20 protein-coding genes are annotated in these 19658 nt (G+C 72.5%); 1 reads left to right on the top strand and 19 read right to left on the bottom strand.

The window, feature by feature from the left end; translation table 11 throughout:
• Positions 1-32 precede the first annotated feature (32 nt).
• From ACIOGX_RS01400 to ACIOGX_RS01340, 13 genes are all read right to left on the bottom strand, one after another.
• The gene (locus ACIOGX_RS01400; RefSeq protein WP_401909221.1) at positions 33-998 is read right to left on the bottom strand and encodes an ACP S-malonyltransferase; all 966 of its coding nucleotides are present in this window, start codon (positions 996-998) and stop codon (positions 33-35) included.
• Positions 995-2446 (bottom strand): class I adenylate-forming enzyme family protein, encoded by a 1452-nt coding sequence (locus tag ACIOGX_RS01395; protein WP_401909218.1) that lies wholly within the window; start codon positions 2444-2446, stop codon positions 995-997. Before ACIOGX_RS01395 ends, ACIOGX_RS01400 begins: the two co-directional genes overlap by 4 nt.
• Positions 2443-3186 (bottom strand): beta-ketoacyl synthase N-terminal-like domain-containing protein, encoded by a 744-nt coding sequence (locus ACIOGX_RS01390; RefSeq protein WP_356513191.1) that lies wholly within the window; start codon positions 3184-3186, stop codon positions 2443-2445. Before ACIOGX_RS01390 ends, ACIOGX_RS01395 begins: the two co-directional genes overlap by 4 nt.
• Complete coding sequence (locus tag ACIOGX_RS01385) at positions 3176-4348, bottom strand: beta-ketoacyl synthase N-terminal-like domain-containing protein (protein ID WP_401758663.1); 1173 nt, start codon at positions 4346-4348, stop codon at positions 3176-3178. Before ACIOGX_RS01385 ends, ACIOGX_RS01390 begins: the two co-directional genes overlap by 11 nt.
• Positions 4345-4635: an acyl carrier protein gene (locus ACIOGX_RS01380; RefSeq protein WP_356513187.1), complete on the bottom strand. Its 291-nt coding sequence runs from the start codon at positions 4633-4635 to the stop codon at positions 4345-4347. Before ACIOGX_RS01380 ends, ACIOGX_RS01385 begins: the two co-directional genes overlap by 4 nt.
• Positions 4636-4660: 25 nt before the next feature.
• Positions 4661-5434, bottom strand: a complete 774-nt coding sequence (locus tag ACIOGX_RS01375; RefSeq protein WP_401758660.1) for a 4'-phosphopantetheinyl transferase family protein — start codon at positions 5432-5434, stop codon at positions 4661-4663.
• A complete protein-coding gene (locus ACIOGX_RS01370; protein WP_383972046.1) occupies positions 5434-5997 on the bottom strand; it encodes an AAA family ATPase in 564 nt (187 codons plus the stop codon). The genes ACIOGX_RS01375 and ACIOGX_RS01370 overlap by 1 nt, the downstream gene beginning before the upstream one ends.
• Positions 5994-7049: a glycosyltransferase family 2 protein gene (locus tag ACIOGX_RS01365; RefSeq protein ID WP_401909212.1), complete on the bottom strand. Its 1056-nt coding sequence runs from the start codon at positions 7047-7049 to the stop codon at positions 5994-5996. Before ACIOGX_RS01365 ends, ACIOGX_RS01370 begins: the two co-directional genes overlap by 4 nt.
• A gap of 38 nt (positions 7050-7087) precedes the next feature.
• Entirely contained in the window at positions 7088-8110 is a 1023-nt protein-coding gene (locus ACIOGX_RS01360; RefSeq protein WP_356513179.1) for a methyltransferase, read from the bottom strand.
• Between the two features lie 11 nt (positions 8111-8121).
• A complete protein-coding gene (locus tag ACIOGX_RS01355) occupies positions 8122-8424 on the bottom strand; it encodes a phosphopantetheine-binding protein (protein ID WP_356513290.1) in 303 nt (100 codons plus the stop codon).
• A 117-nt stretch (positions 8425-8541) separates the two neighbouring features.
• Entirely contained in the window at positions 8542-9615 is a 1074-nt protein-coding gene (locus tag ACIOGX_RS01350) for a hypothetical protein (protein WP_401909209.1), read from the bottom strand.
• Positions 9612-11306: a GMC oxidoreductase gene (locus ACIOGX_RS01345; protein ID WP_401909206.1), complete on the bottom strand. Its 1695-nt coding sequence runs from the start codon at positions 11304-11306 to the stop codon at positions 9612-9614. Before ACIOGX_RS01345 ends, ACIOGX_RS01350 begins: the two co-directional genes overlap by 4 nt.
• Positions 11299-11985, bottom strand: a complete 687-nt coding sequence (locus ACIOGX_RS01340; protein WP_401909203.1) for a hypothetical protein — start codon at positions 11983-11985, stop codon at positions 11299-11301. Before ACIOGX_RS01340 ends, ACIOGX_RS01345 begins: the two co-directional genes overlap by 8 nt.
• A gap of 77 nt (positions 11986-12062) precedes the next feature.
• On the opposite strand from ACIOGX_RS01340, the gene ACIOGX_RS01335 reads away from it, so the two are divergent.
• Positions 12063-13004, top strand: a complete 942-nt coding sequence (locus ACIOGX_RS01335; protein ID WP_356513171.1) for a hypothetical protein — start codon at positions 12063-12065, stop codon at positions 13002-13004.
• Positions 13005-13056: 52 nt separating this feature from the next.
• On the opposite strand, the gene ACIOGX_RS01330 is transcribed toward ACIOGX_RS01335, so the two are convergent.
• From ACIOGX_RS01330 to ACIOGX_RS01305, 6 genes are all read right to left on the bottom strand, one after another.
• A complete protein-coding gene (locus ACIOGX_RS01330; RefSeq protein ID WP_401909200.1) occupies positions 13057-14058 on the bottom strand; it encodes a Gfo/Idh/MocA family protein in 1002 nt (333 codons plus the stop codon).
• Positions 14055-14873, bottom strand: a complete 819-nt coding sequence (locus tag ACIOGX_RS01325) for an inositol monophosphatase (protein WP_356513167.1) — start codon at positions 14871-14873, stop codon at positions 14055-14057. Before ACIOGX_RS01325 ends, ACIOGX_RS01330 begins: the two co-directional genes overlap by 4 nt.
• Positions 14870-16246, bottom strand: coding sequence for an aspartate aminotransferase family protein (locus ACIOGX_RS01320; RefSeq protein ID WP_401909197.1), 1377 nt, complete (start codon positions 16244-16246; stop codon positions 14870-14872). Before ACIOGX_RS01320 ends, ACIOGX_RS01325 begins: the two co-directional genes overlap by 4 nt.
• Positions 16243-17487, bottom strand: a complete 1245-nt coding sequence (locus tag ACIOGX_RS01315; RefSeq protein ID WP_401909194.1) for an aspartate aminotransferase family protein — start codon at positions 17485-17487, stop codon at positions 16243-16245. Before ACIOGX_RS01315 ends, ACIOGX_RS01320 begins: the two co-directional genes overlap by 4 nt.
• Positions 17488-17662: 175 nt before the next feature.
• Positions 17663-18310 carry a bifunctional 4-hydroxy-2-oxoglutarate aldolase/2-dehydro-3-deoxy-phosphogluconate aldolase gene (locus ACIOGX_RS01310; protein ID WP_356513161.1) on the bottom strand — a complete coding sequence of 216 codons (648 nt, stop codon included), beginning with the start codon at positions 18308-18310 and terminating at the stop codon, positions 17663-17665.
• 2 nt (positions 18311-18312) lie between these two features.
• The gene (locus ACIOGX_RS01305; protein WP_401909191.1) at positions 18313-19065 is read right to left on the bottom strand and encodes a class I SAM-dependent methyltransferase; all 753 of its coding nucleotides are present in this window, start codon (positions 19063-19065) and stop codon (positions 18313-18315) included.
• Positions 19066-19658 lie beyond the last annotated feature (593 nt).

Genomic DNA, 19658 nt, shown 5'->3' with positions numbered 1-19658 from the left:
GGTCCGGTCCTGCGGCCGGAGGTGACGGTGGCTCACGGAAGCGGCACCGCCTTTTCGAGGGGCCGCATGAAGTTCAGCGCCACGGCGACGGGTTCGGGGTGCAGGAGGGCGGCGCGGGCGAGCACCTGATTGGGGCCGGTGTCCACGACGGTGGTGATGCCGGCCTCCACGACCGTGCGCATCGCGTCGTTCCACCGCACCGGGACCGAGAGCTGGCGCAGCAGATCCTCGCGCAGCTCGCCGGTGCCGAGGGCGGCCCTGCCGTCACCGTTGAGGAGGACGGGAACGGAGGGCTCGGCCAGGGGTACGGAGGAGAGTGCCGTGGCCATGGCCCGTTGCACGGGGTCCATCAGCGGAGAGTGGGACGCGACGCCAGCTGTCAGCTCCCGGGCCCGGACATCCTGCTCCCGCGCGGCGCGCCCGGTGACCCACCGCACCGCCGCGGTGTCGCCGGAGACGACCGTCTGCGCCGGTCCGTTGAAACAGGCGGGCACCACCACGCCCAGGGCCGCGGGGCAGGCGGCGCACCAGTCGGCCACGCGGCCGGGTCCTGGGCCGCTGACGGATGCCATCAGGGCGGGCCTGCGGCGGGCCTCCTCCGCCATCAGCCGGGCGCGCCGGGCGACGAGGCGCAGGGCCTCATCGAATCCGAGGGCACCGGCTTCGACGAGCGCGGCGAAGTGTCCGAGGCTGTGGCCGCCGACCAGGGCGGGCGGCGACCAGCGGGTTCCGGTGTGCTCGCGCAGCGCCGCGGCGGCCGCGAGGGCGGTCGCGACGACAGCCGGGTGGGAGATCTCCGGTGGCGCCAGCTCGGCCGGGGTGCCTTCGCGGCAGAGCCGTACGAGATCGAGACCGGTCGCCTTCCGGGCGCGTTCGAGCACGTCGGCGGCGGAGCCGAAGGAACGGCACAGCCGACGGGCCATCGCGGGCAGGTGCGAGCCCGCGCCGGGGAAGACCAGGGCGTAGCGGCCGAGGGAGATGTCGTCGAGGACCGTCATGCGCTCAACTCCTGCCACAGGCGGGCCAGATGCACCTTGCCCGACCCCGTGCGCGGAAGGGTGTCCCGCAGATCGAAGCGGGTGGGCACCTTGTACGAGGACAGGGTCCGGGCGACGTGCCGGCGCACCTCGGTCTCGGTGACGCCGGGTTCGACGGCCAGGAACGCCACGAAGAGGCCGCCGTGCCCCTCGGTGCCCTCCGGTGGCGCCGCGACCAGGCATTCGGTCACGCCAGGTGCGGCCAGGACGGCGCGTTCCACCTCGTCGGGATCCACCTTGCGGCCGGCCACCGAGATGCGGCGGGTGGTGCGGCCCTCGACCACGACGGTGCGGGGGGTGGGGAGCCGTCCGGTGTCCCCGGTCCGGAACCAGCCGTCGATGTGGCTCGTACGGCTGAGGTCGGGCAGCCCCCAGTAGAGGACCGGTCCGCCGTCACGGCGGAGGTACAGCTCGCCGGAGGCGTCCGGGTCGTGCGCGACCCATCCGCCGTCCGCGGTGCGCAGCCGTGCCTCGACGCCGGGCATGAGACGCATCGGCCCGCCCGGGTCGCCGACGGTGTACGCGATCTGGCCGAACTCGGTGGACCCGTACTGGTCGCGCAGCGGGACACCGGCGGCCTCGAGCCAGTCGCGGGCGAGCGGGGCGGGGAGGGGTTCGCCGGCGCTGACGCAGACCCGCGGCGCGGGAGCCGCCGGTCGTTCGCCGACGGCGAGCAGCGAGCGGTAGAGGAACGGCACGCTCTGCACGACGGTGGCGTCGCTGCGCCGCAGTGCGGCGGCGAGTGCCGCGGGGGTGGCGGGGTGCGGGGCGAGCACCAGCGTCGCACCGGTGAGGAGGGCGGGCAGCAGGGCGACACCGAAGGCGTAGGCGTGGTGCAGCGGGGTGGTGCAGAGAATGCGGTCGTCGGCGCGGTAGCCGGCGGCATCGGCGAAGGCCGCCGCGTTGGCGAGGGTGGCGTCCCAGGGTTTGCGTACCACCTTGGGCAGGCCGCCGGTTCCGGAGGTGACCAGGCCGAAGTACCGCGCGGGCGCCCGCTGTCCGGACGGTGCGTGCCCGGAGGACACGGGTGAGGCGGGCCCTGGACCGACGGGCACGGTGGACGCCGGTACGGGGATGCCGGCCGGGGTGTGCCAGGTGGTGACGCCTGCGAGGGCCGCCACCTGGCCGCGTTCGTGGGCGGTCGCACGGGCGTCGTAGAGCAGTGGTTCGGCACCGTTCGCGGCCACCGCGAGCAGGGCGACGACAGTGTCCGGATGGTTGCGCCCGAGTATGCCGACGCGTCGGCCCGGCACCCGGTCGTCGGCCGTGCGGTACCGGGCGCGGCCCAGGCCGACCCGTGCGTACAGCTGTTCCCAGGTGACGGCACCGCTCTCGTGCTCCAGCGCGGGGCGGTGCGGGGTGTGCGCGGCCCACCGGGCGAGGGCCGCGGCGAGGGCCGCCGCGCTCATGCGCCGGCTCCCGGTACGAGGACGACGCGCGACCCGCCGCCGTACAGCTCGATGCCGTTCGACGGCCGCCGCGCGTACCAGTCCGCGAGCGCGGCGAAGGGCGCGCCGGTACCGCCTTCGTCGTCGGCGTCGTTCCGGGGCCGTACGGCCGGATGGCCGCCGCCGGGGCGCCACCCGGTGACGTTCCCCCAGCCGCCGTCGGCGCGGAGCACGACGGCCGCGGTGCTCAGCGGGGTGGGGGCCGTGTCCCCCGGCACCTCGGGAAGCGGCCAGTTCGCGGTGGCGACCAGGACCCGCGCGCAGCGCCCGGAGGCGATCATCCCGGCCGCGTAGCCCAGCGCGTCCACTCCTCCGGCCGGGCCGGTCAGGGTGATCGCGGTGCCGTCGAGCCCGAGTTCGATGCAGAGCCGTCCGGTCAGCGAGTGCGGCGAGTAGTCCAGGAAGCATTCCGGTGCCAGCCAGCGGGGGCCCGGTCCGTCCAGCACCTCGGCGATGTACGCGGCGGTGGCCGCGGTGGCGCCGTGGGAGGCGGTGACACAGCCCAGTTCGCGGGCGTCCTCGGCGGTGATCCCGGCCGCGTCCAGCGCCTGCCGGGCGGTGGTGAGGAGTTCGGGGCCCAGCACGTCGCGTACCGCAAGCGGCATGCGGGGCAGGCAGCCGGTGTCCCCGGGCACCGGGGGGATCCGCCGGGACACCGAGCGCAGGGCGGTGCCGGCGATCCGGGCGGTGTCACGCCTCACGGCCGAACACCACCGCGACGTTGGAGCCGCCCAGGCCGCACGAGATGGTCATGGCGGTCTCCGGAGGGTGGTCGGGGCTCTTGTCGCCCAGGTTGAGGTGGTCCCAGCGCGGGTCGCGGTCCTCCAGTCCGAGCGTGGGGAGCACCTCGCCGCGCACCAGGGTCAGTACGGTCACGATCGCCTCCACCGTGCCCGCGGCGCCCTGGCAGTGGCCGAGCGCCGCCTTGGTGCTCACGACGGGGACGCGCGGCAGGCGTTCGCCCAGCACCTCTTCCAGCGCGCGGAGTTCGGCCACGTCGCCGTGGCGGGTTCCGGCGGCGTGCGCGTTGATGTAGCCGAGTTCCTCCGGTTCGGTGCGGGCGTCCCGCAGGGCGCGGCGGATCGCCTTGGCCACGCCTCCGACGTCGGGCCGGGCCGCCTGGCCGGCCTCGTTGCTGCCGCCCCAGCCGCGCAGGTGGGCGTAGGCGTGGGGCGAGCCGGAGTCGAGAACCAGGGCGGCGGCGCACTCGGAGACCCGGATGCCGGAGCGGCGGGTGCTGAAGGGGCGGCAGCCGCGGGGGCTGAGGGTGCGCAGGGAGGCGAGCCCCTGATAGGCGGTCTCGGTGACCGTGTCCACGCCGCACACCAGGACACGTTCCGCGATGCCGTCGCGCAGCAGGTCCGCGCCGACGCCCAGCGCGGTGGCGCCGGCCGCGCTGGCGTTGGCGACCTGGATCACCGGTCCGTCCCACGCGGGCGCGGAGTACGGGGTCCAGCCCGCGCCGGCGTTCGGGGAGCGGCCGCCGCGCCAGTCGCGCCACGCCTCCGCGGAGGGGCAGCCTCCGCTGTCGGTGCTGCCGAGCACCAGGGCGGTGGGCACACCGCGGCGTCCCGTGCGTGCCTCCGCGTCGGCCAGGGCGTCCGTCGTCGCCCGGTGCAGCAGGTAGGGCAGCCTCCCCGGCCGGCCCGGGGCGGGCACGTCGGGTGCGTCGGCGGGTACGAATCCGGCGATCCGGGCTCCGGTGCGGGAGACGTCGAAGTGCTCGATGGTGCGGAAGCCGGCGGTGCCCCGCTCGCAGGCCCGCCACAGCGCGTCCACACCGGACCCGCCCGGGGAGAGCACGCCCAGTCCGGTGACCGCGACGGACGGCGCGGCGTCCCGGCCGCGCGGCGCCGCGTTCACGGCCGCTCCGCGGATGTGCGGCCGTGCTCGGACAGGTAGCGCACCAGCGCGTCGACGGTGTCGGCGATGTCCCACAGTTCGCCGTCGGCGATCCGGTCGACGGCGCACTCGCGTTCGAGTGCGGCGAGGACGGTGACGATGTCGAGGGAGTCGATGCCGAGGTCGTGGAACTTCTCCTCCCGCCCGACGCTTCTCGCGAGATCCTCACCGATCCGTTCGGCCAGCCGGTCGCGCACCAGGCTCTCCAGCCGTCCGGTGGTGTCCTGGCCGTCGTGTGTGTGCCGCATCCGTCTCCCCTCTCGTGTGTCCCGCTCAGTGGGTTCGTACGTGCGTGCCCTCGCGGCAGGCGACGGCCGCGACATGGCCGGGGGCGCCGGCCGGCAGCGCCCGCACCGCCCAGCCGTCCAGGTCGCCGGGGCGGGCGACGCTCACCCGTCCGTCGGCGTCGACCTCCGCGCCGACGCGGCCGAGCGCATGGCCCAGGGCGGTGCCCGACGCCTTGGCGTAGGACTCGGCGCTCGTCCACGCCCCGAGGAGCGCGATCCGGCGTCTGTACGGGGACAGCCCGGCCAGCCGGCGCCGCTGGGCGGCGCCGAACAGCCGGGGCTCCAGCCCGCGCAGATCGGCGGTCCTGGCCGCGGTCTCCACGTCCACGCCCACCGGTCGGCCGGTGTAGTCGACGGCGACGGCCGCCAGGAGACCGGCGTGGGACACGGAGATCCGCCAGCCGGGCCCGTCCGGTGCCAGGCGCGGCGGACCGTGGTCGGTTCCTCCGCATCCCGGGCAGCGGGTGAACAGCCCCACCCGCGCGGGGTGCAGGCCGAGCCGGCCGCCGAGCAGCGAGCGCAGTAGGCCACGCGCGACGGTGAACCGGTCCCGGGCCGGGAGGCCCATCCGGGCCGACCTGGCCCGCTCGGCGGGGCTCAGCAGCCCGGAGCAGTGCCGGGCGAACTCCGGGCCGACCACGGCCTGGCGCACGTCGGCGGAGCCGTCCTCCGGCGGCGGCCCGCAGCGCGCGAGCCGGGCCAGGCAGCGCGGGTGTGCGAGAGCCGCGGTTGCCGCCCCGGGGCCCGTCGGCGGCTCCATCACGGGATCTCGCTCTCGTCGAGCCGTGCCAGGATGTCCTCCACGGTCTCCTGCGCCCTCTGCCCGGAGGTGTCGATCCACAGGCCGAGCTGTGCGGTGTCCCGCCGGAAGACCCGGTCCAGTTCGGGGGCGGTCCAGCCGCCCTTGTCGTACGCGCGGGCCGCCCGGCCCGCGTCGCGCCGCAGCACGGTGTCGCTGTCGGGCGCCAGCACGATCACGTGCCTCGGGTGTACGCCGCCCAGCAGGCCGACGAACTCCTCCAGGTACCGGCCGAGAAGGTTGTCCTCGGCGACCACGGTGAAGCCCTCGGCGGCGTACGAACGGGTGAGGTGGGCCAGGTGGCGCAGGCGCAGACCGTACTGGCGCAGCGCGGCGGGCGACGGGTCGGGGGTCATCTCGGCCCGGCCGGTCACCACCAGGCGGCGCAGCGTGTCGCCCTCGATCAGCACCGCCGGATCGAAGCGCCGGGCGAGCAGCGCGCTCACCGTCGACTTGCCGCTGCCGGGGATGCCGGTGAGGACGAACACCCGCACCCGGCCGGAGTCGTGCGGGGCCTCGTTCACGAGACGGCTCCGGCCACGGACGGTTCACGGGTCGCGCTGCCGGAGCCGTGGTGGACCTGCCACTTGAGCGGGGGCTCACGGAAGGTCATGAGTTCCACGAGGATGCGGTTGCCGATCGGCTCGACCTTCTGGAAGGCGCGCTTGACCGCTTCGGTGCCCGTCTCGCCGAGGGCGTGGGGGAGGTACTGCTTGATCTGTTCGAACAGCAGCCACTGGCGTCCCTTGCGGTTCTTGGTGACGCGCTCCACATAGGCGGGCTCGATGCCGTACTTGTGAGCGAAGTGCTTCAGCGTGTCGGCCGTCCAGGCGTCGCTCCAGCGCAACATGAAGTACGGCAGGTCGGTCAGTGCGAACGGCGGCGGCATCCGGTAGGTGATCACGGACGAGGGTTCGAACCACACGGTGCCGCCCGCGTCCAGGACCCGCTGGCTGAAGTCGAGGTGCTCACGGGTGGTCAGCAGTCCCTCGTCCATGCCGCCGACCCGGTCGAGGACGGAGCGGCGCACCAGCGCGCAGTGGAACTCGATGATGTCGCACCGCTGCCGCCTCAGTTCCCCGGCGGGAACCTCGGAGAGGTGCTTCATGAAGTGGCGCTGGGTCTGGACGAAGCTCCTGGTTCCCCAGGCGCCCGAGAACTCCATGTCGCCGCCGGCCATGTGCACGGTCTGCTCGTCCAGCGGCCCGTGCAGGTAGAGGGGCCCGACCATCGCGGCTTTCTCCTCGTCGGCGCAGGCGACGAGGGGTTCGAGCCAGTTCGCGGTGTATTCCACGTCGTTGTCGAGGAAGGCGACGTACTCTCCCCGGGCATAGCGCAGTCCGATGTTGCGGGCGCAGTTCGGGGACACGTACTTGTTGACGCGCACGGCCGTGAAGCCGTGCGCGTCGCTCAGGTGTTTCAGGCGTTCCCAGCGCTCGCGCGGGGAGTTGACGTCCACGTACACCACGTGACACGGGACACCGGTGTTCTCGGAGAAGCTCTTCAGGGACTCCTCCGCGTAGGAGAAGCGTTCCCGGCTGGTGATGATGGCGGTGACGCGGGGCGAGGTATCCATGTCTGCTCCGTTCGCGTACGGGTGAGGGCCGGTGGAGGTCAGTCGGGCCGGGCGGTGACCAGTGCGTAGTGGCCGTACACCGGGGTGGCCGCGCACTGCGGGAATCGGGCTTCTTCGAGCAGGGCGGCGAGTTCGGGCAGGGTCCGCAGCCGTCCTCCGGTCATGACGGCGAGGGCCATGGAGTATCCGGCGGCGGTCGCGGACACGTGGCGTGAGTCGTCGAGCAGCACTTGGTGGATCAGCAGGCGGCCGTCAGGGGCGAGGGACTCGCGCGCCTTGACCATGAGTTCGCGGGTCCGTTCGTCGTCCCAGTCGCTGAGGACGTCGGCGAAGAGGACCCGGTCCTGGCCGGCCGGCCAGGGGTCCGTGAACATGTCGCCGGGGCGCAGGGTGACGCGGTCCGTCAGTCCGGCGTCCGTCAGGACGCGCGTGGCGGGCCCCTCCACCACGGGCAGGTCCACGACGGTGGTCCTGAGCCGCGGGTTGCGCCGGGCCAGCGCCATGGAGAAGGTGCCGACCCCGCCCGCGACGTCCAGCAGCGAGGTGCAGCCCGACAGGTCCAGGTGGGCGGCGAGCGCCGCGGCGGGTGCCGCGGAGTGCGCGTGCATGGCGCGGGCGAAGAGTTCGCCGTGGCGCGGGGAGCGTTCGTGCGTTTCCCAGATGGCCTTTCCGCGGTAGCCGTGCGGGCTGCCGTTCCTGACGACGTGGCGGACGGCTGTGCACCTCTCGTCCCAGCCGAGGCCGAGCATCGGGCCCCAGTAGCGCGCGGCGCCCCGCAGCAGGAAGGCGCTCGCGGAGGGGGTGAGGTGGTATCTCGCGCCGTGCACGGCGAGGAATCCGAGCGCGGTCAGGAAGGAGAGGAGCACGGTGGTGCCGTACGTGTCGAGGCCGCGGGTACGGGCGAGGTCCTCGGCGGACGCGGGCTCCTCGGACAGCGCGGAGAAGACGCCGAGCCGGTCGGCGGCGGCGAGGGCGGGCAGCCGGTACTGGGACATGTACGTGTCCATCAGCAGCCGGTCGTCGGGTGCCGTCGCGTCGGTGGCGGCGCCGGGGGGTGTCATGGTCCTTCCGGTCACCGGGCGTCCGGTCCGGCCACGCGGCCGACGAGCGTGTCGAGGAGTTCGCCCACGGTCGTGTAGCGCATCGGGTCGATGTCGTCGTTCTCGAACGTCAGGTCATGCCTCTGCTCGACATACGTGAACACATAGGCAAGGGTGATCGAGTCGAGTTCGAGGGAGGACATGAGGTCCTTCTCCGTGAGGGTTCTCGCCCGCTCCGGCGGCGTTTCACACTGTTCCACCAGCACCTTTCGAATGTCATCGAAGATTTGACTCCGCAAGGGCGATGCGAAGCCGTTCTCACTGGTCAGCGACATCATGACTCCCTCGTTTCACGGTACTGAGACGCGAGATCCGGACCGGAGAATGCCGCATCTCCCTCTGGGATTTCTCTTTCCGTAAGGCTTCCATCGCATTTCCCTTCGTGTTTCGGCCTACCCGAAGGACAGTTCCGGCAGCGGTTTGTCCTCGCCGAAACACCAGTGCGTCTCCCCGCGCAGCCGACGTACGAGCCGGGTCCCGTCCCCGGCGGCCCGGGGGCGTACGGCACCGGCGTACCGGCACATCGCGTCCAGCAGCACATCGAGACTCGCGGCCAGCATCGCGACCTCCTCGTGCGCCATCGCGTACACGCCCTCCGCCCGGAACCGGTGCAGTCCGAGCAGGAGCAGTCCGAGTTTCTGGGCGCGGGCGGCGGCTTCGAGGCACGCGGTCGAGACCTCGGCCGTCCGCCGGTCGTCCGAGCCGGCCAGTGCGTGCCCGAGGATGAAGAGCTGGGGCTGGATGTCGCCGAGCACGAGAACGTCCATGCCCTTGGCCAGCAGGAGAGGCAGCCGCGCCCCGGACCACACCCGGTCGTGGAAGGCGCGCAGTTCGGCGATGTCCTGCGCCAGGGGCAGTACGGATCCGGGCACCAGCCGGGCCGCCAGTTCCTCCGGCCGGTGGGCCACGGGGTGCTCCACGCGCTCCAGTACCGCGTACCGGGCGCAGGACCGTCGGAGCTTTTCGGTGACCGGAATGACCCGCCGGAATCCCTCGGAGGCGGGGGCATCGGTGTCGAGCAGATGCAGGCCGTCCTCGTCCAGCCGGTGGGCGAGCACCATGTGGTGGTGGAAGTGCTCCTTCCCCTCGTACTCGTCGCCGGGCCAGTGGTGGGCGTCGGGCATCAGCACCACGGGGGTGCCGGATGTGACGAGGGCGGCGATCCGCGGCCACTGCCGCTCACCCGTCCCGATGCCGGTCAGGTGCCAGCGTGCGGTGCAGGCGCCGAACTCGCTCATCGGGCCGTACCAGTCACCGCGCCGCACCAGGTCCAGGGGCGCCGCCAGCCCTTGTGCCACCTCTCTGGCCCCGTAGCCACGGTGCAGGAGCACCGCCTCGACCGCGCGCAGGAAACAGCCGAGGCCGTCGAGTCCGATGTTCTTCCAGCCCAGCGCGGTGGCCGGGTCGAAGGCGTAGGGACGGGCGGCGGTGTCCGTGGACGGTCCGGCGGGGGGCTCGTCGGTCACGTCGTCCTCCTGGTGTTCCGCAGCACGGTGGCCATGATCGTCAGGGTCGGGTTGTGCGCCCCGGAGGTGGGGAAGAGGCTGCCGTCGGCGACGAACACGTTGTCCAGCGCGTGCAGCCGGCCGACGCCGTCGGTGACGCCGGCGCGTGGGTCCTCGCTCATCCGCATGCCGCCGAGCGTGTGGAAGTTCCCCGGCACGGTGGCCGGTTCACCGGGAAACGCGCGGGAGCGCGTCTCGGGCACGGCCGCGACCTCGTCGGCGCCCGCGGCACGCAGCAGTGCGGCCAGCCGGGGCAGGTAGAAGCGCTGGGCCGTCGTTTCGTGGTGGTGCGGTGCCCAGGAGATCCGGGGCACCGGCACGCCGAGCCAGTCCCGGGCCGAGGGGTCGAGTTCGACGCGGTTCTCCCGCTGGGAGACGTCCTCACCGTGCATCTGGACGCCCAGCAGCCGGTCGCGCAACGGACTCTCGCGCATCAGCCGCTTGAATGCCGTGCCGTACGGAAGGCCCGCCGTTCCGGCCAGCAGACGACGGTAGATCCTGCCCTCCTGGACCGGGCCCGGCGGGCTGGAACCCAGCTCCACCACTCCGCCCCGGAAGTACGCCAGTCCCGCCTCCCGTGCGGCATCGCGGGCTCCGGGATGCTCCGGGTCGGCGAAGTCGTCCAGCGCGTGGGTGATGTTGCGGCCGCGGTCCTCGCGTACCCGCTCGTTCAGGAACAGCCCGTACGCGACGGAGTACCAGTGGAACATCAGATGCCGTCCGAGGAGGCCCGAGGGATCGGGCAGCGCGGACAACAGGGCCAGCCGGCAGCTCTCCACCGCGGAGCCGGCCAGCACCACCCGCTGAGCGCCCAGTTCACGGCTCCGCCCCGCCGCGTCCACGTACACCACGCCGCTCGCCCGGCGCCCCGTGTGCCGCACCCCGGCGGCGGTGGACAGCGGCAGGACTTCCGCGCCGGCGAGCACCGCGCGGCGCAGCGCCGGGAGCGCGCTGCCGCGCGACTGGTTCGGGCAGCCGTAGCCGCAGCACATCCCGCAGTCCGTGCAGGCCGGTCTGCCGCCGTAGGGGCGGGAGTTGGCGGCCATCGGCATGGGGTACGGGCGCAGCCCCAGTCCGCGCGCCGCGCCGGCGACCCGCACCGACGACCCCTGGTCCGGGCCCGGAGGCAGGGGAAAGCCGCCCTCGCGCGGCGCGTGGCGCAGCGTCGGCGAAGCAGGCAGCGCCGCCAGATCGCCCTGTACGCCCAGCAGTTCTTCGGTCTCGGCGTAGTACGGGGCGAGTTCGGCGTAGTCGAACGGCCAGTCCATCACCTCGCAGTCCGGGAGGGGGCCGAGGAGGGAGCGCTTGGCGAAATCCAGGTCCCACAGCCGGGGGGTCTTGGCGTCCCAGTGCACCGATCCGCCTCCGACGGCGGCGGGCAGCGCGTTGACGAAGCCTGTGTGCGGCGGCCCGGGGAACGCGCGGTCCTGGTAGACGCGCGGTTCGGCCAGCGCGTCGGGGTACTCGAAACCGCGCACCGGTCCCTTGATCTCGTCGGCGGAGAAGGTGTGGCGGGGCGCGGGGTCCCGGAGGTCCTCGAAGTGGTTCGGGCCGCGCTCCAGCACCACGACGTCCCAGCCGTTCTCGGCGAGCACCATGGCGGCCACCGCTCCGCCCGGACCGCTGCCGATCACCACGGCGCGCTCAGCCATCGGACCCTCCGGATGCCACAGCGCGGGCGGCGTCGGTGAAGTGCCGGGCCAGCCTCCGTACGGGGTCCTCGCCCTCCCCGGCGTACGGACGCAGCGGCGCGGGCCCGCGGGCACCGTCGCCGGACGCGGCCCCGCCGCGCGTGCGGGGAACGGGGCCGGGACGCGCCGGGGCGCCGGCCGGGCCCGGCATCCCCAGGTGGAGGGGGCCGTCGGCCGCCGGGTCCTCCCGGTGCGCGGTGCGCCCGCGGTAGACCGGGTCGCCGTAGGTCGCCTCGACGGCGTGGTCGAAGAGCAGCCCCCGGAAATCCTCCGCCCCGGGGTCGCGCAGCGCCAGGTGCCGGGCCGCCACCGGAGCGGCGGCGAAGTCGCCGCCCGCGAGACGGTCCAGCGCGGCGATGCCGGTGCGGTACGCCTCCTGGAGCTCTCCGACGCGCCGACGCCAGCCCACGCCCTGGGCGGGGGTCAGGGGCAGGAACGAGCCGTCACCCCGCCCGGACGCGTAGACCAGGGGCGGTTCGGCCGTGAAGGCGCCCAGCAGCCGGTCGGCGTACCGCACCGCGTCCGCCTCACGGGCGCCGGGGTCGGTCTCCCCCGGGGCGTCGGCGGGGCCGGGGATGAGCAGCGCGGTCGCTTCGCGCACCACCTCCGCCTGGTGGGCGTCGAAGAAGCTCCACGCCAACTCTTCTAACTTCAGGGGACTTTGACCATAATCTCCCGTTACAGCCACATTTTTCCTCCGTACTTGAGGAGATCCGCATGAGCCGTACCGAAGCCGTTCCGCCCACCGGTGCCGATCAGCGCCGGGACGCCAGGGACGGGGCCTTCGCCCTCACCAAGCAGCTCCTGGCCACGACGGCGCCCCGGTTCACCGGACGCCACGGGGTGGAGGTGCACAGCCTCGTCTCGTCGGACCATGTGCCGCTCTACCTGTTCGCCGCGAAGTCGCTGGCCCGTTTCTGGCCCGAGGTGACCCCCGTCGTGCACGACGACGGCACACTGACCGCGCGCGACACCGCACGGCTGCGCCGGCACGCTCCCGAGGTGCGGATCATCGGCCGCGCGGAGGCGGACCGCCGGGTCGGGCAGCTGCTCGCGGACTTCCCCGTGCTGGCGGCGGTGCGGCGCAACAACGTCCGCATCCTCCAGCTCGTGGACTACTTCCTGCTCAGCGAGGCCCCGATGGTGGTCAGCATGGACAGCGACGTGGTCTTCCTGGCGCGTCCGGCGAAGCTGATCGAGTGGGCCGCCACGCCGCCCGCGGACCGCCCGGCCTTCCTGTACTCGCCGGAGTTCGGCTGGGAACCGCGGGGGGTGCACTGGATCACCGACCACCTGCCGGGCACGCCGTACGTGCCGTACATGTGCTGCGGGTTCGCGGCCGTCGACACGGCCGCGTTCTTCGACGCGGCGTTCCTGGAACGCACGCTGGCGGCCCTGCCCCGGGAGATCAGCTTCGCGCCGCGCTACGTGACACAGATGTCGTACTCCCTCCTCGGCGGGAGGCTCGGCGAGAAGGGAACGCTCGGCCTCGGTGAGCCGTACAGGTCCGGCCGGCTGGAATGGCTGCCCCTGATCGAGGACCGCGTGATCTGCCACTACTTCGCCTCCCACGAACGTTCCACCACCTTCGACAACCTGACGGAGGAAGGGCCGCTGCTCGCTCGGGCGCTGGGCCTCGCCCCCGGCACCACGCGGTGACCGGCTGACGCGTGTGGCCGGTACGGACCGGTCCCGGACCGGCCACACGCGTTCACAGCGACATCACCCGGCCGGCCTCGGCGGCCGAGGCATACGCCGTCTCCACGACACGTGCGGTGTCGACGATCTCCCGCGCCGGCTCGTGCCACAGGGCCGGATCGGCCAGCACGCGGCGGAAGTCCGCGTACATCGGGGGGAACCACTCCAGGTGGGTCTGGTCCTTGCTGGGCGAGACCAGGGTGTGCTGCCAGGAGCCGTCCGCGCTCCGTCCGGTGACAAGTCCGTCGTCGATCCGCAGCAGGCCCGAGGTCCCGGACACCCGGTAGTGGCTGGAGCGTTCGCCGCTCGTCCAGCTCAGCTCGATGTCGCAGTACGCCTCGCCGAACTCCAGGCGCAGCCGTGCCGCCTCGTCCACCGAGTCGGGGTCCCCGCCGGGCCTCTCGACCGTGCAGGAGAGCTTCCGCGGCGCACGGCCGAACAGGCGCAGCGCCATGTACACACAGTGCGTGCCGTGGTCGAGCAGGATGCCGCCGCCCGCCAGTTCACGGGAGCGGCGCCAGTCCGGCGCGTACTCGGACACGCCGCGCGCGTGACGGTCGCGCAGAACGCGGAACGCCGCCGACTCCAGCCGTCCGAGGCGGCCGTCGACCGCGGCCTCCCGCAGGGTCCGCATGACCGGTGATGTCCCATAGTTGTGCGACGGGAACAGCAGCCGGCCCCGCTCGGCCGCCTCACGGGTGAGGCCGAGGGCCTCGTCGCCGCGCACCGCCACCGGCTTCTCGCAGATGACGTGGCATCCGGCCGCCAGCGCGGCACGGGCGAGCGGGCCGTGGAACACCGGCGGGGAGCAGATGTCCACGACGTCCGCCCCGTCCACGGCGAGCAGTTCGCCGAGCGTGGCGAACACCCGCCCGTCGGGCAGCAGCCGCGCCGCCCGGTCCCGGCGCTCCCCGCACGGATCCACGACGGCCACCACCTCGGCGCCGTCCACGGACCGATAGCCGCTCAGCCGTGCGGTGCCGGCCACACCGAACCCCACGATCGCCACCCTCATGCCCGGCCTCCCGGCTCGGCGGCCGGCGGGCAGGGGCCGCCGGCCTCGACCAGACTCCGGTGGAAGGCGGGTGACGCCGCGACGAGGTGCCCCCGCGCCGCCACGAACTCGCCGCCGCCCCAGCCGGTGACCGTTCCCCCCGCCTCGGTGACCAGCAAGGCACCGGGCGCGGTGTCCCACACCCCGATGCCGAACTCCAGATAGCCGTCGTACGCGCCCGAGGCGACCCGGCACAGCCCCGTGGAGGCGCTGCCCGGTTCCCGGATCTCGAATCCCGCGTTGAGCAGCCGGTCCGCCACGGAACGCTGCTGCCCGCGCACCACCCCTTCCGTGCCGAAGCCCGTGCCCGCCAGGGGGCGTCCAGGACGCGGGTCCGGGACGCGCAGGCGTACGCCGTCACGGAAGGCCCCGCGCCCTTCGACCGCCCGGAAGACGGCACCGTACTCGGGCAGCAGGATCAGGGACAGAACGGTCCGGCCCTCGACGGCGAGGGCGAGGGCCACCGCGTAGTCCGGCAGACCACGCAGATAGTTGGTGGTGCCGTCCAGCGGGTCGACGATCCAGGTGGGCCGACGGCCGCCGCCGCCGTCGGGGCTCTCCTCCTCGGACACGACCGCGAACTGCGGGGTGTGCTCGCGCAGTACGGCGAGCGTGAGCCTCTCGGCGGCCAGGTCCGCGTCGCTGACCGGTGCGTCTCCCTCCTTCACGCGCACCTCGCGGGGCGCGAGTCGACGGCGCAGGAGTTCCTCGCCGGCCACGGACGCGGCCTGTGCCGCGGTCGCGGTGAGGCGGTCCATGTCGAGGGTGACCGTCATGCGTCACCTCGCGTGCGGATCAGCGTCTCCCGGATGATTCCGACAGCCGTGTCGGCGAGTTCCCGCCCGATACGGAGCGGCGGGTAGAGCCGTAGCGCGTTCCCGCCGAGCATCACCAGGACGCCGGCCTCCATCAGTTCGAGGTAGACACTCTGGACGACACTCCTGGGGGCCGGTTCCCGGGTCTTCTTGTCCGCGACCAGCTCGATCCCGATGGCGAGGCCCGAGCCGCGCACATCTCCGACCAACGGGGCCAGTTCGGTCAGGTCGAGGAGTCGCGCCAGCATCTCGCGCCCCCGCTCGGCGGCGTTCTCGACGAGCTTGTCGCCCACGAGGATCTCCGTCGTGGTGGCTACCGCACGGCATGCCATGGGGAACGCCCCGAAGCTGGACGAGTTCGCGCTGGGGTCGGAGAAGGGAGACGCCGCCATGGTCGTCCCGGCCGCTATCACCCCGGTGACGGGATAGCCGCCGCCCATGCCCTTGCCGACGGTGAGGACATCGGGGCGCACGTCCTCGTGCTGGTAGGCGAACGCGGCGCCGGTCCGGCCGAATCCCGTCATCATCTCGTCCGCGATCAGCAGGGCGTCGAACTCCTTCGCCACCTCGCCCAGGGCGGAGAGGTAGCCGGACGGCGGTACGACATTGCCGGACCTGCCCTGCACCGGCTCGACCACGATCGCGGCGAGGGCCCCCGTGGAGTTCTCCTTGATCACGTCCCGGGCGTGGTCGACACAGGCGAAGCCGCAGCCGGGTGCGGTCAGCTTGAAGGGGCAGTGGTAGCAGTTGGCGTACGGGGCGGAGAAGCAGCCGGGCGGCAGCGGCCCGAGGCCGGACCTGGCGCCCGCGGTGAGGGCCAGGCTGCCCATGGTCTTGCCGTGGAAGCCGCCCCAGAACGAGAGGAACTCGTGTTTGCCCGTGACGGACTTGGCCAGCCGCAGTGCCGCCTCGACCGCCTCGGTGCCGCCGCTGTAGAGCTGGATGGTGTCCAGGTCCTCCGGCAGGAAGCCGCGCAGCATCCGCACCATGTCGAGGCGGGCGGGCGTGGCGAAGGCGCCCGCCGTGGCCCGGGTGAGCTCCTGGGCGAGGGCGGCCGTGAACCGCGGCTCGGCGTGGCCGAGGGAGTTGACGCCGCCCGCTCCCTGGAAGTCGATGATCCGGTTGCCGTCGACATCGGTGAGCACCGCGCCGTCGGCGTCCGCCACGCACAGCCGTGACAGCAGCATCACGGCCTGGAGTCCCGGGCCGATCACCTCCTGCTCCTCCGCCCAGTGCCGCTCGGTGGCGCTGCGCGGCCGGATCATGCCCCAGCCGTGCCCGGCGGCGGGGACCCGCGGACCGGTGACGGGAGGCGTCGTCACAGAATCCGTCATCGCGCCGTCGCTCCCTCGCTCGTGAGCCACCCGTCCCGGGCCAGCGCCTCGAACCCGGTTCGCGCGGCGCGCAACGCCGTGCCGATGTCGTCCTCGGTGGTGGCGGCCGAGATGAACCAGTGGTGATTGGGGTGCAGGAAGACGCCTTCGCCGATGGTGGCCTTGTAGAAGGAGCGCTTCGCCCGCTGATCGCGTTCCTCGCTGCCGAAGCCGAAGCCGAGGAACGGCATCGGCGGGTGGCCGACGACCTCCATGGGCGCCCGGTAAGCGGTGACCAGTTCACGCAGTCCGCTCTGGAGCCGTTCGCCCAGGTGCCGGACGCGCTTGAGGTGTTCTCCGGAGCGGAGTTTGCGCACGGTGGCCAGGGCCGCCGCCATGGCCTCGGCGTTGGCGTAGTAGGTGGATGAGATGTGCACCGTGTCGAGAGTGCGCAGCACGTCCGCCCGGCCGGTGAGCGCGGAGATCGCGTAGCCGTTCGCGAACGCCTTGCTGAGGGTCACCAGGTCGGCGGTGACGCCGTAGTACTCCTGGGCCCCGCCGACCGCGAGCCGGAAACCGGACCGGATCTCGTCGAAGACGAGCAGGGTGCCGTGCTCACGCGTCAGCTCGCGCACCCCCTCCAGGAACCCGGGGTCGGGGCGGTCGATCATGAACGGCATCATCACCACGCAGGCGATGCGTCCCGGGTGCCGTTCGAACAGCACGCGCAGGGAATCGAGGTCGTTGTACGTGAAGGTGTCCACCAGCTCGCGGCTGACGGCCGGGATGCCGTTGTCCCACTGGGCGCACCAGTCGTGCCAGCCGTTGTAGCCCCAGCGCACCACCCGGTCGCGTCCCGTGAAGGCACGGGACAGCCGTACGGCCGCGCCTGTCGCGTCGGAGCCCGTCTTGAGCAGCATGCCCATCTCCGCGCCGGGGATGATCTCCAGCAGCTCCCCGATCAGTTCCGTCTGGATCGGCTTCATCAGGCCGGTGGCGAAGCCGCGCCGGATCTCTCTGACGACGGCCTCGTCCACGTCCGGGTCCGCGTGGCCGAGGATGACGGTTCCGTAGGACAGGAAGAAGTCGAGGTACTTGTTGCCGTCCACGTCCCAGAAGTGGGCTCCCTGGGCTCGGTCGGCGAAGATCGGGTAGTGCCCCTCGACCATCTGGTCCGAGGCGATGACGTTCTTCCGCTTGGCCGCCAGAGCGTCGATCTGCTCGGCCCTGCGATCGAGTTCGAAGGAAATGTCCAGGCCCAAGGGAATCCCTTTCGGCTGGGGCACGCCCGGTCGCCACGGCGACCGGTGCGGGGTTAACCGCCGGAGGCCTGCGTGGGGTGCCGGTTCGCGGATGTCGGTACGTGGCGGGGGTGCGGGGCGGGTGCCGCGTCGGGCGGACGGACGGTGCCGGTTCGCCGTCGGCGTGCCGGGGCGGCTATCCGCCCCGTACGGCGCGCACCTGGTCGAGCAGGTCCGCCGCCCGGTGCCGTACGTCCGAGAGGTTCCCGCCGCGCAGGGCGTCGCCGACGAGCGGCCGTCCCAGCGCGGCGGCGTGGGCACCGGCTCTGAAGTAGTCCGGCAGGTCCTCGGCGGTGATGCCGCCGGTCGGGACGATCGGGATGTCGGCGAAGGCCATCGTCAGCGACGCCAGATACGCCGGACCGCCCAGCCGGGCGGGAAACAGCTTGACCAGAGCGGCGCCGAGCCGCCAGGCCTCCATCACTTCGGTGGTGGTGAAGGCGCCGCACACGACGGGGACGCCGAGCCTGTGCGCCTCGTCCAGCACGTCCGGCAGCACCCCGGGGGTGAGGAGATAGTGGGCGCCCGCTTCCACCGCCCGGACGGCGGTCTCCCGGTCACGGATCGTTCCGGCGCCGACCAGCGCGGCGCCGGTGGCCACGCTGCGTTCCACGGAGCGCAGCGCGTGGGGTGAGGTGAGGGTGATCTCCACGGCGCGGATGCCGGCCTTGCCGAGCTCCTCGGTCACCCCGGGCACGGCCGGGGACTCGGGCTCGGTGAGCATGGCGATCAGTGGTGTGCCCGCGACTTCGGCGGCGATGTCCGGGCCATGCGTCCTCGCCATGGTCAGGGCTGCCTTTCGAGGACGATGACCTGCCGCCGGGTCCGCCGGGTGACCTGTGCCTCCGGATCGGGCAGGGCACGCAACTCCCGTACGAGCGGCGCGACCTTCTCGTCGAAGACGGAGTCGTCCACCGCCCACAAGTGGTACAGCATGCGCTGTTCCAGCCCGGAGGCGATCTGCTCGGGGCTGTGCTCGTGTGTCGCCGCCTCCAGCTCCCCCACCTCGACGGCCTTGAATCCCACGGACTCGGCGAGGGGCACCAGTCGTTCCGCCCGGTCGTCGGCCTCGGCGGTCCGGGACTGGATCTCCTCCATGATCCTGCTGACCTCGTGGTCGTCGAAGAGGATCATCCCGGGGATCACCACGTACCGTCCGCCGGGCTTGAGCACCCGGTGGACCTCGGAGAGCCCCTTGCGCAGATCGCCGACGACATGGGTCACCCACACGCTGTAGATCTGGCTGAAGGTGGCCGACTGGAAGGGCAGAGCGGTGAGGGAAGCGGCCGCCGCGGCGTTGCCGATCCGGCTCACGGCCTTCCTGAGCATGGAGTGGGAGAGGTCGATGCCCACCACCGTGTGCCCCAGCTCCGTGAGCGCGAGGGCCACGACTCCGGTTCCCATCCCGGCATCGAGGACGAGTTCGTTCTTCGCGATGCGTTCGGTGATCGCGGGGGCGATCCTGCGGCCCCGCGCCTCGCCTCCGCGTGTCTTGTCGTAGAAATCCGCTGCCGGGGAAAAATTCACAGACGACTGCACGGGAACCCACTTATTCGAAGAATAATGCGCGGATATCCATTTTCTGCCGAACCCCTTTCATAGAGTACCGATCATGTGCACTCGGTTTCGAAAGCACGGATGCGCCCGTTCGGAAGTCTGTACGAGTAGCCTCCACTCTTTCGAGTTCTCCGGCGGTGCGCTTCCATACGCGCGCGACCGCCACGGAAAATCGACTCGTGATGGCCGTGTGCCCGCCGCGGTCCGTCGGGGCTGCGTCGCAACGGCGGGAATACGCCCTGCGCCGAAGGCCAACGCCTGCCGCCTCACGTGGCCTGCCGAGAACCGCCCGGCGCGACAGAGCATCGCGCAATTTCATCCCGAAGAATTTCGGTTGATGGCCAACAGGGGCACCTTCCGCCCCCGGCACGCTATGAACCGCCCTTCTTCAGGACCCTCTCATCAAGCCGCCTCAGGCAGTATGCATGAGCGTACGCCGGGAAACAATCGAACCCCGTGTTCCCGTCGCCGTCCAGTATGAATGGGACAGGAACTCAACGGCGCTCGTTGCATTCACGGTGGGATTCGGATAACCGACGCAGAGCGCATTACGCGGGCTTGCGCCGGTGAGAGAC

The sequence above is a fragment of the Streptomyces sp. NPDC088147 genome (assembly GCF_044741565.1).
Taxonomy (GTDB): domain Bacteria; phylum Actinomycetota; class Actinomycetes; order Streptomycetales; family Streptomycetaceae; genus Streptomyces.
Note: the sequence above shows the minus strand (reverse complement) of the source record. Positions and strands in the feature narration are given on the sequence as shown.

Excerpts from the sequence above, each read along its gene's own strand:
- ACIOGX_RS01380 (WP_356513187.1), bottom strand. The coding sequence starts at position 4,635 with ATGCGGCACACACACGACGGCCAGGACACCACCGGACGGCTGGAGAGC.
- ACIOGX_RS01360 (WP_356513179.1), bottom strand. The coding sequence starts at position 8,110 with ATGACACCCCCCGGCGCCGCCACCGACGCGACGGCACCCGACGACCGG.
- ACIOGX_RS01330 (WP_401909200.1), bottom strand. The coding sequence starts at position 14,058 with ATGAGGGTGGCGATCGTGGGGTTCGGTGTGGCCGGCACCGCACGGCTG.
- ACIOGX_RS01375 (WP_401758660.1), bottom strand. The coding sequence starts at position 5,434 with ATGGAGCCGCCGACGGGCCCCGGGGCGGCAACCGCGGCTCTCGCACAC.
- ACIOGX_RS01365 (WP_401909212.1), bottom strand. The coding sequence starts at position 7,049 with ATGGATACCTCGCCCCGCGTCACCGCCATCATCACCAGCCGGGAACGC.
- ACIOGX_RS01395 (WP_401909218.1), bottom strand. The coding sequence starts at position 2,446 with ATGAGCGCGGCGGCCCTCGCCGCGGCCCTCGCCCGGTGGGCCGCGCAC.
- ACIOGX_RS01310 (WP_356513161.1), bottom strand. The coding sequence starts at position 18,310 with ATGGCGAGGACGCATGGCCCGGACATCGCCGCCGAAGTCGCGGGCACA.
- ACIOGX_RS01355 (WP_356513290.1), bottom strand. The coding sequence starts at position 8,424 with ATGTCGCTGACCAGTGAGAACGGCTTCGCATCGCCCTTGCGGAGTCAA.
- ACIOGX_RS01320 (WP_401909197.1), bottom strand. The coding sequence starts at position 16,246 with ATGACGGATTCTGTGACGACGCCTCCCGTCACCGGTCCGCGGGTCCCC.
- ACIOGX_RS01325 (WP_356513167.1), bottom strand. The coding sequence starts at position 14,873 with ATGACGGTCACCCTCGACATGGACCGCCTCACCGCGACCGCGGCACAG.
- ACIOGX_RS01345 (WP_401909206.1), bottom strand. The coding sequence starts at position 11,306 with ATGGCTGAGCGCGCCGTGGTGATCGGCAGCGGTCCGGGCGGAGCGGTG.
- ACIOGX_RS01335 (WP_356513171.1), top strand. The coding sequence starts at position 12,063 with ATGAGCCGTACCGAAGCCGTTCCGCCCACCGGTGCCGATCAGCGCCGG.
- ACIOGX_RS01400 (WP_401909221.1), bottom strand. The coding sequence starts at position 998 with ATGACGGTCCTCGACGACATCTCCCTCGGCCGCTACGCCCTGGTCTTC.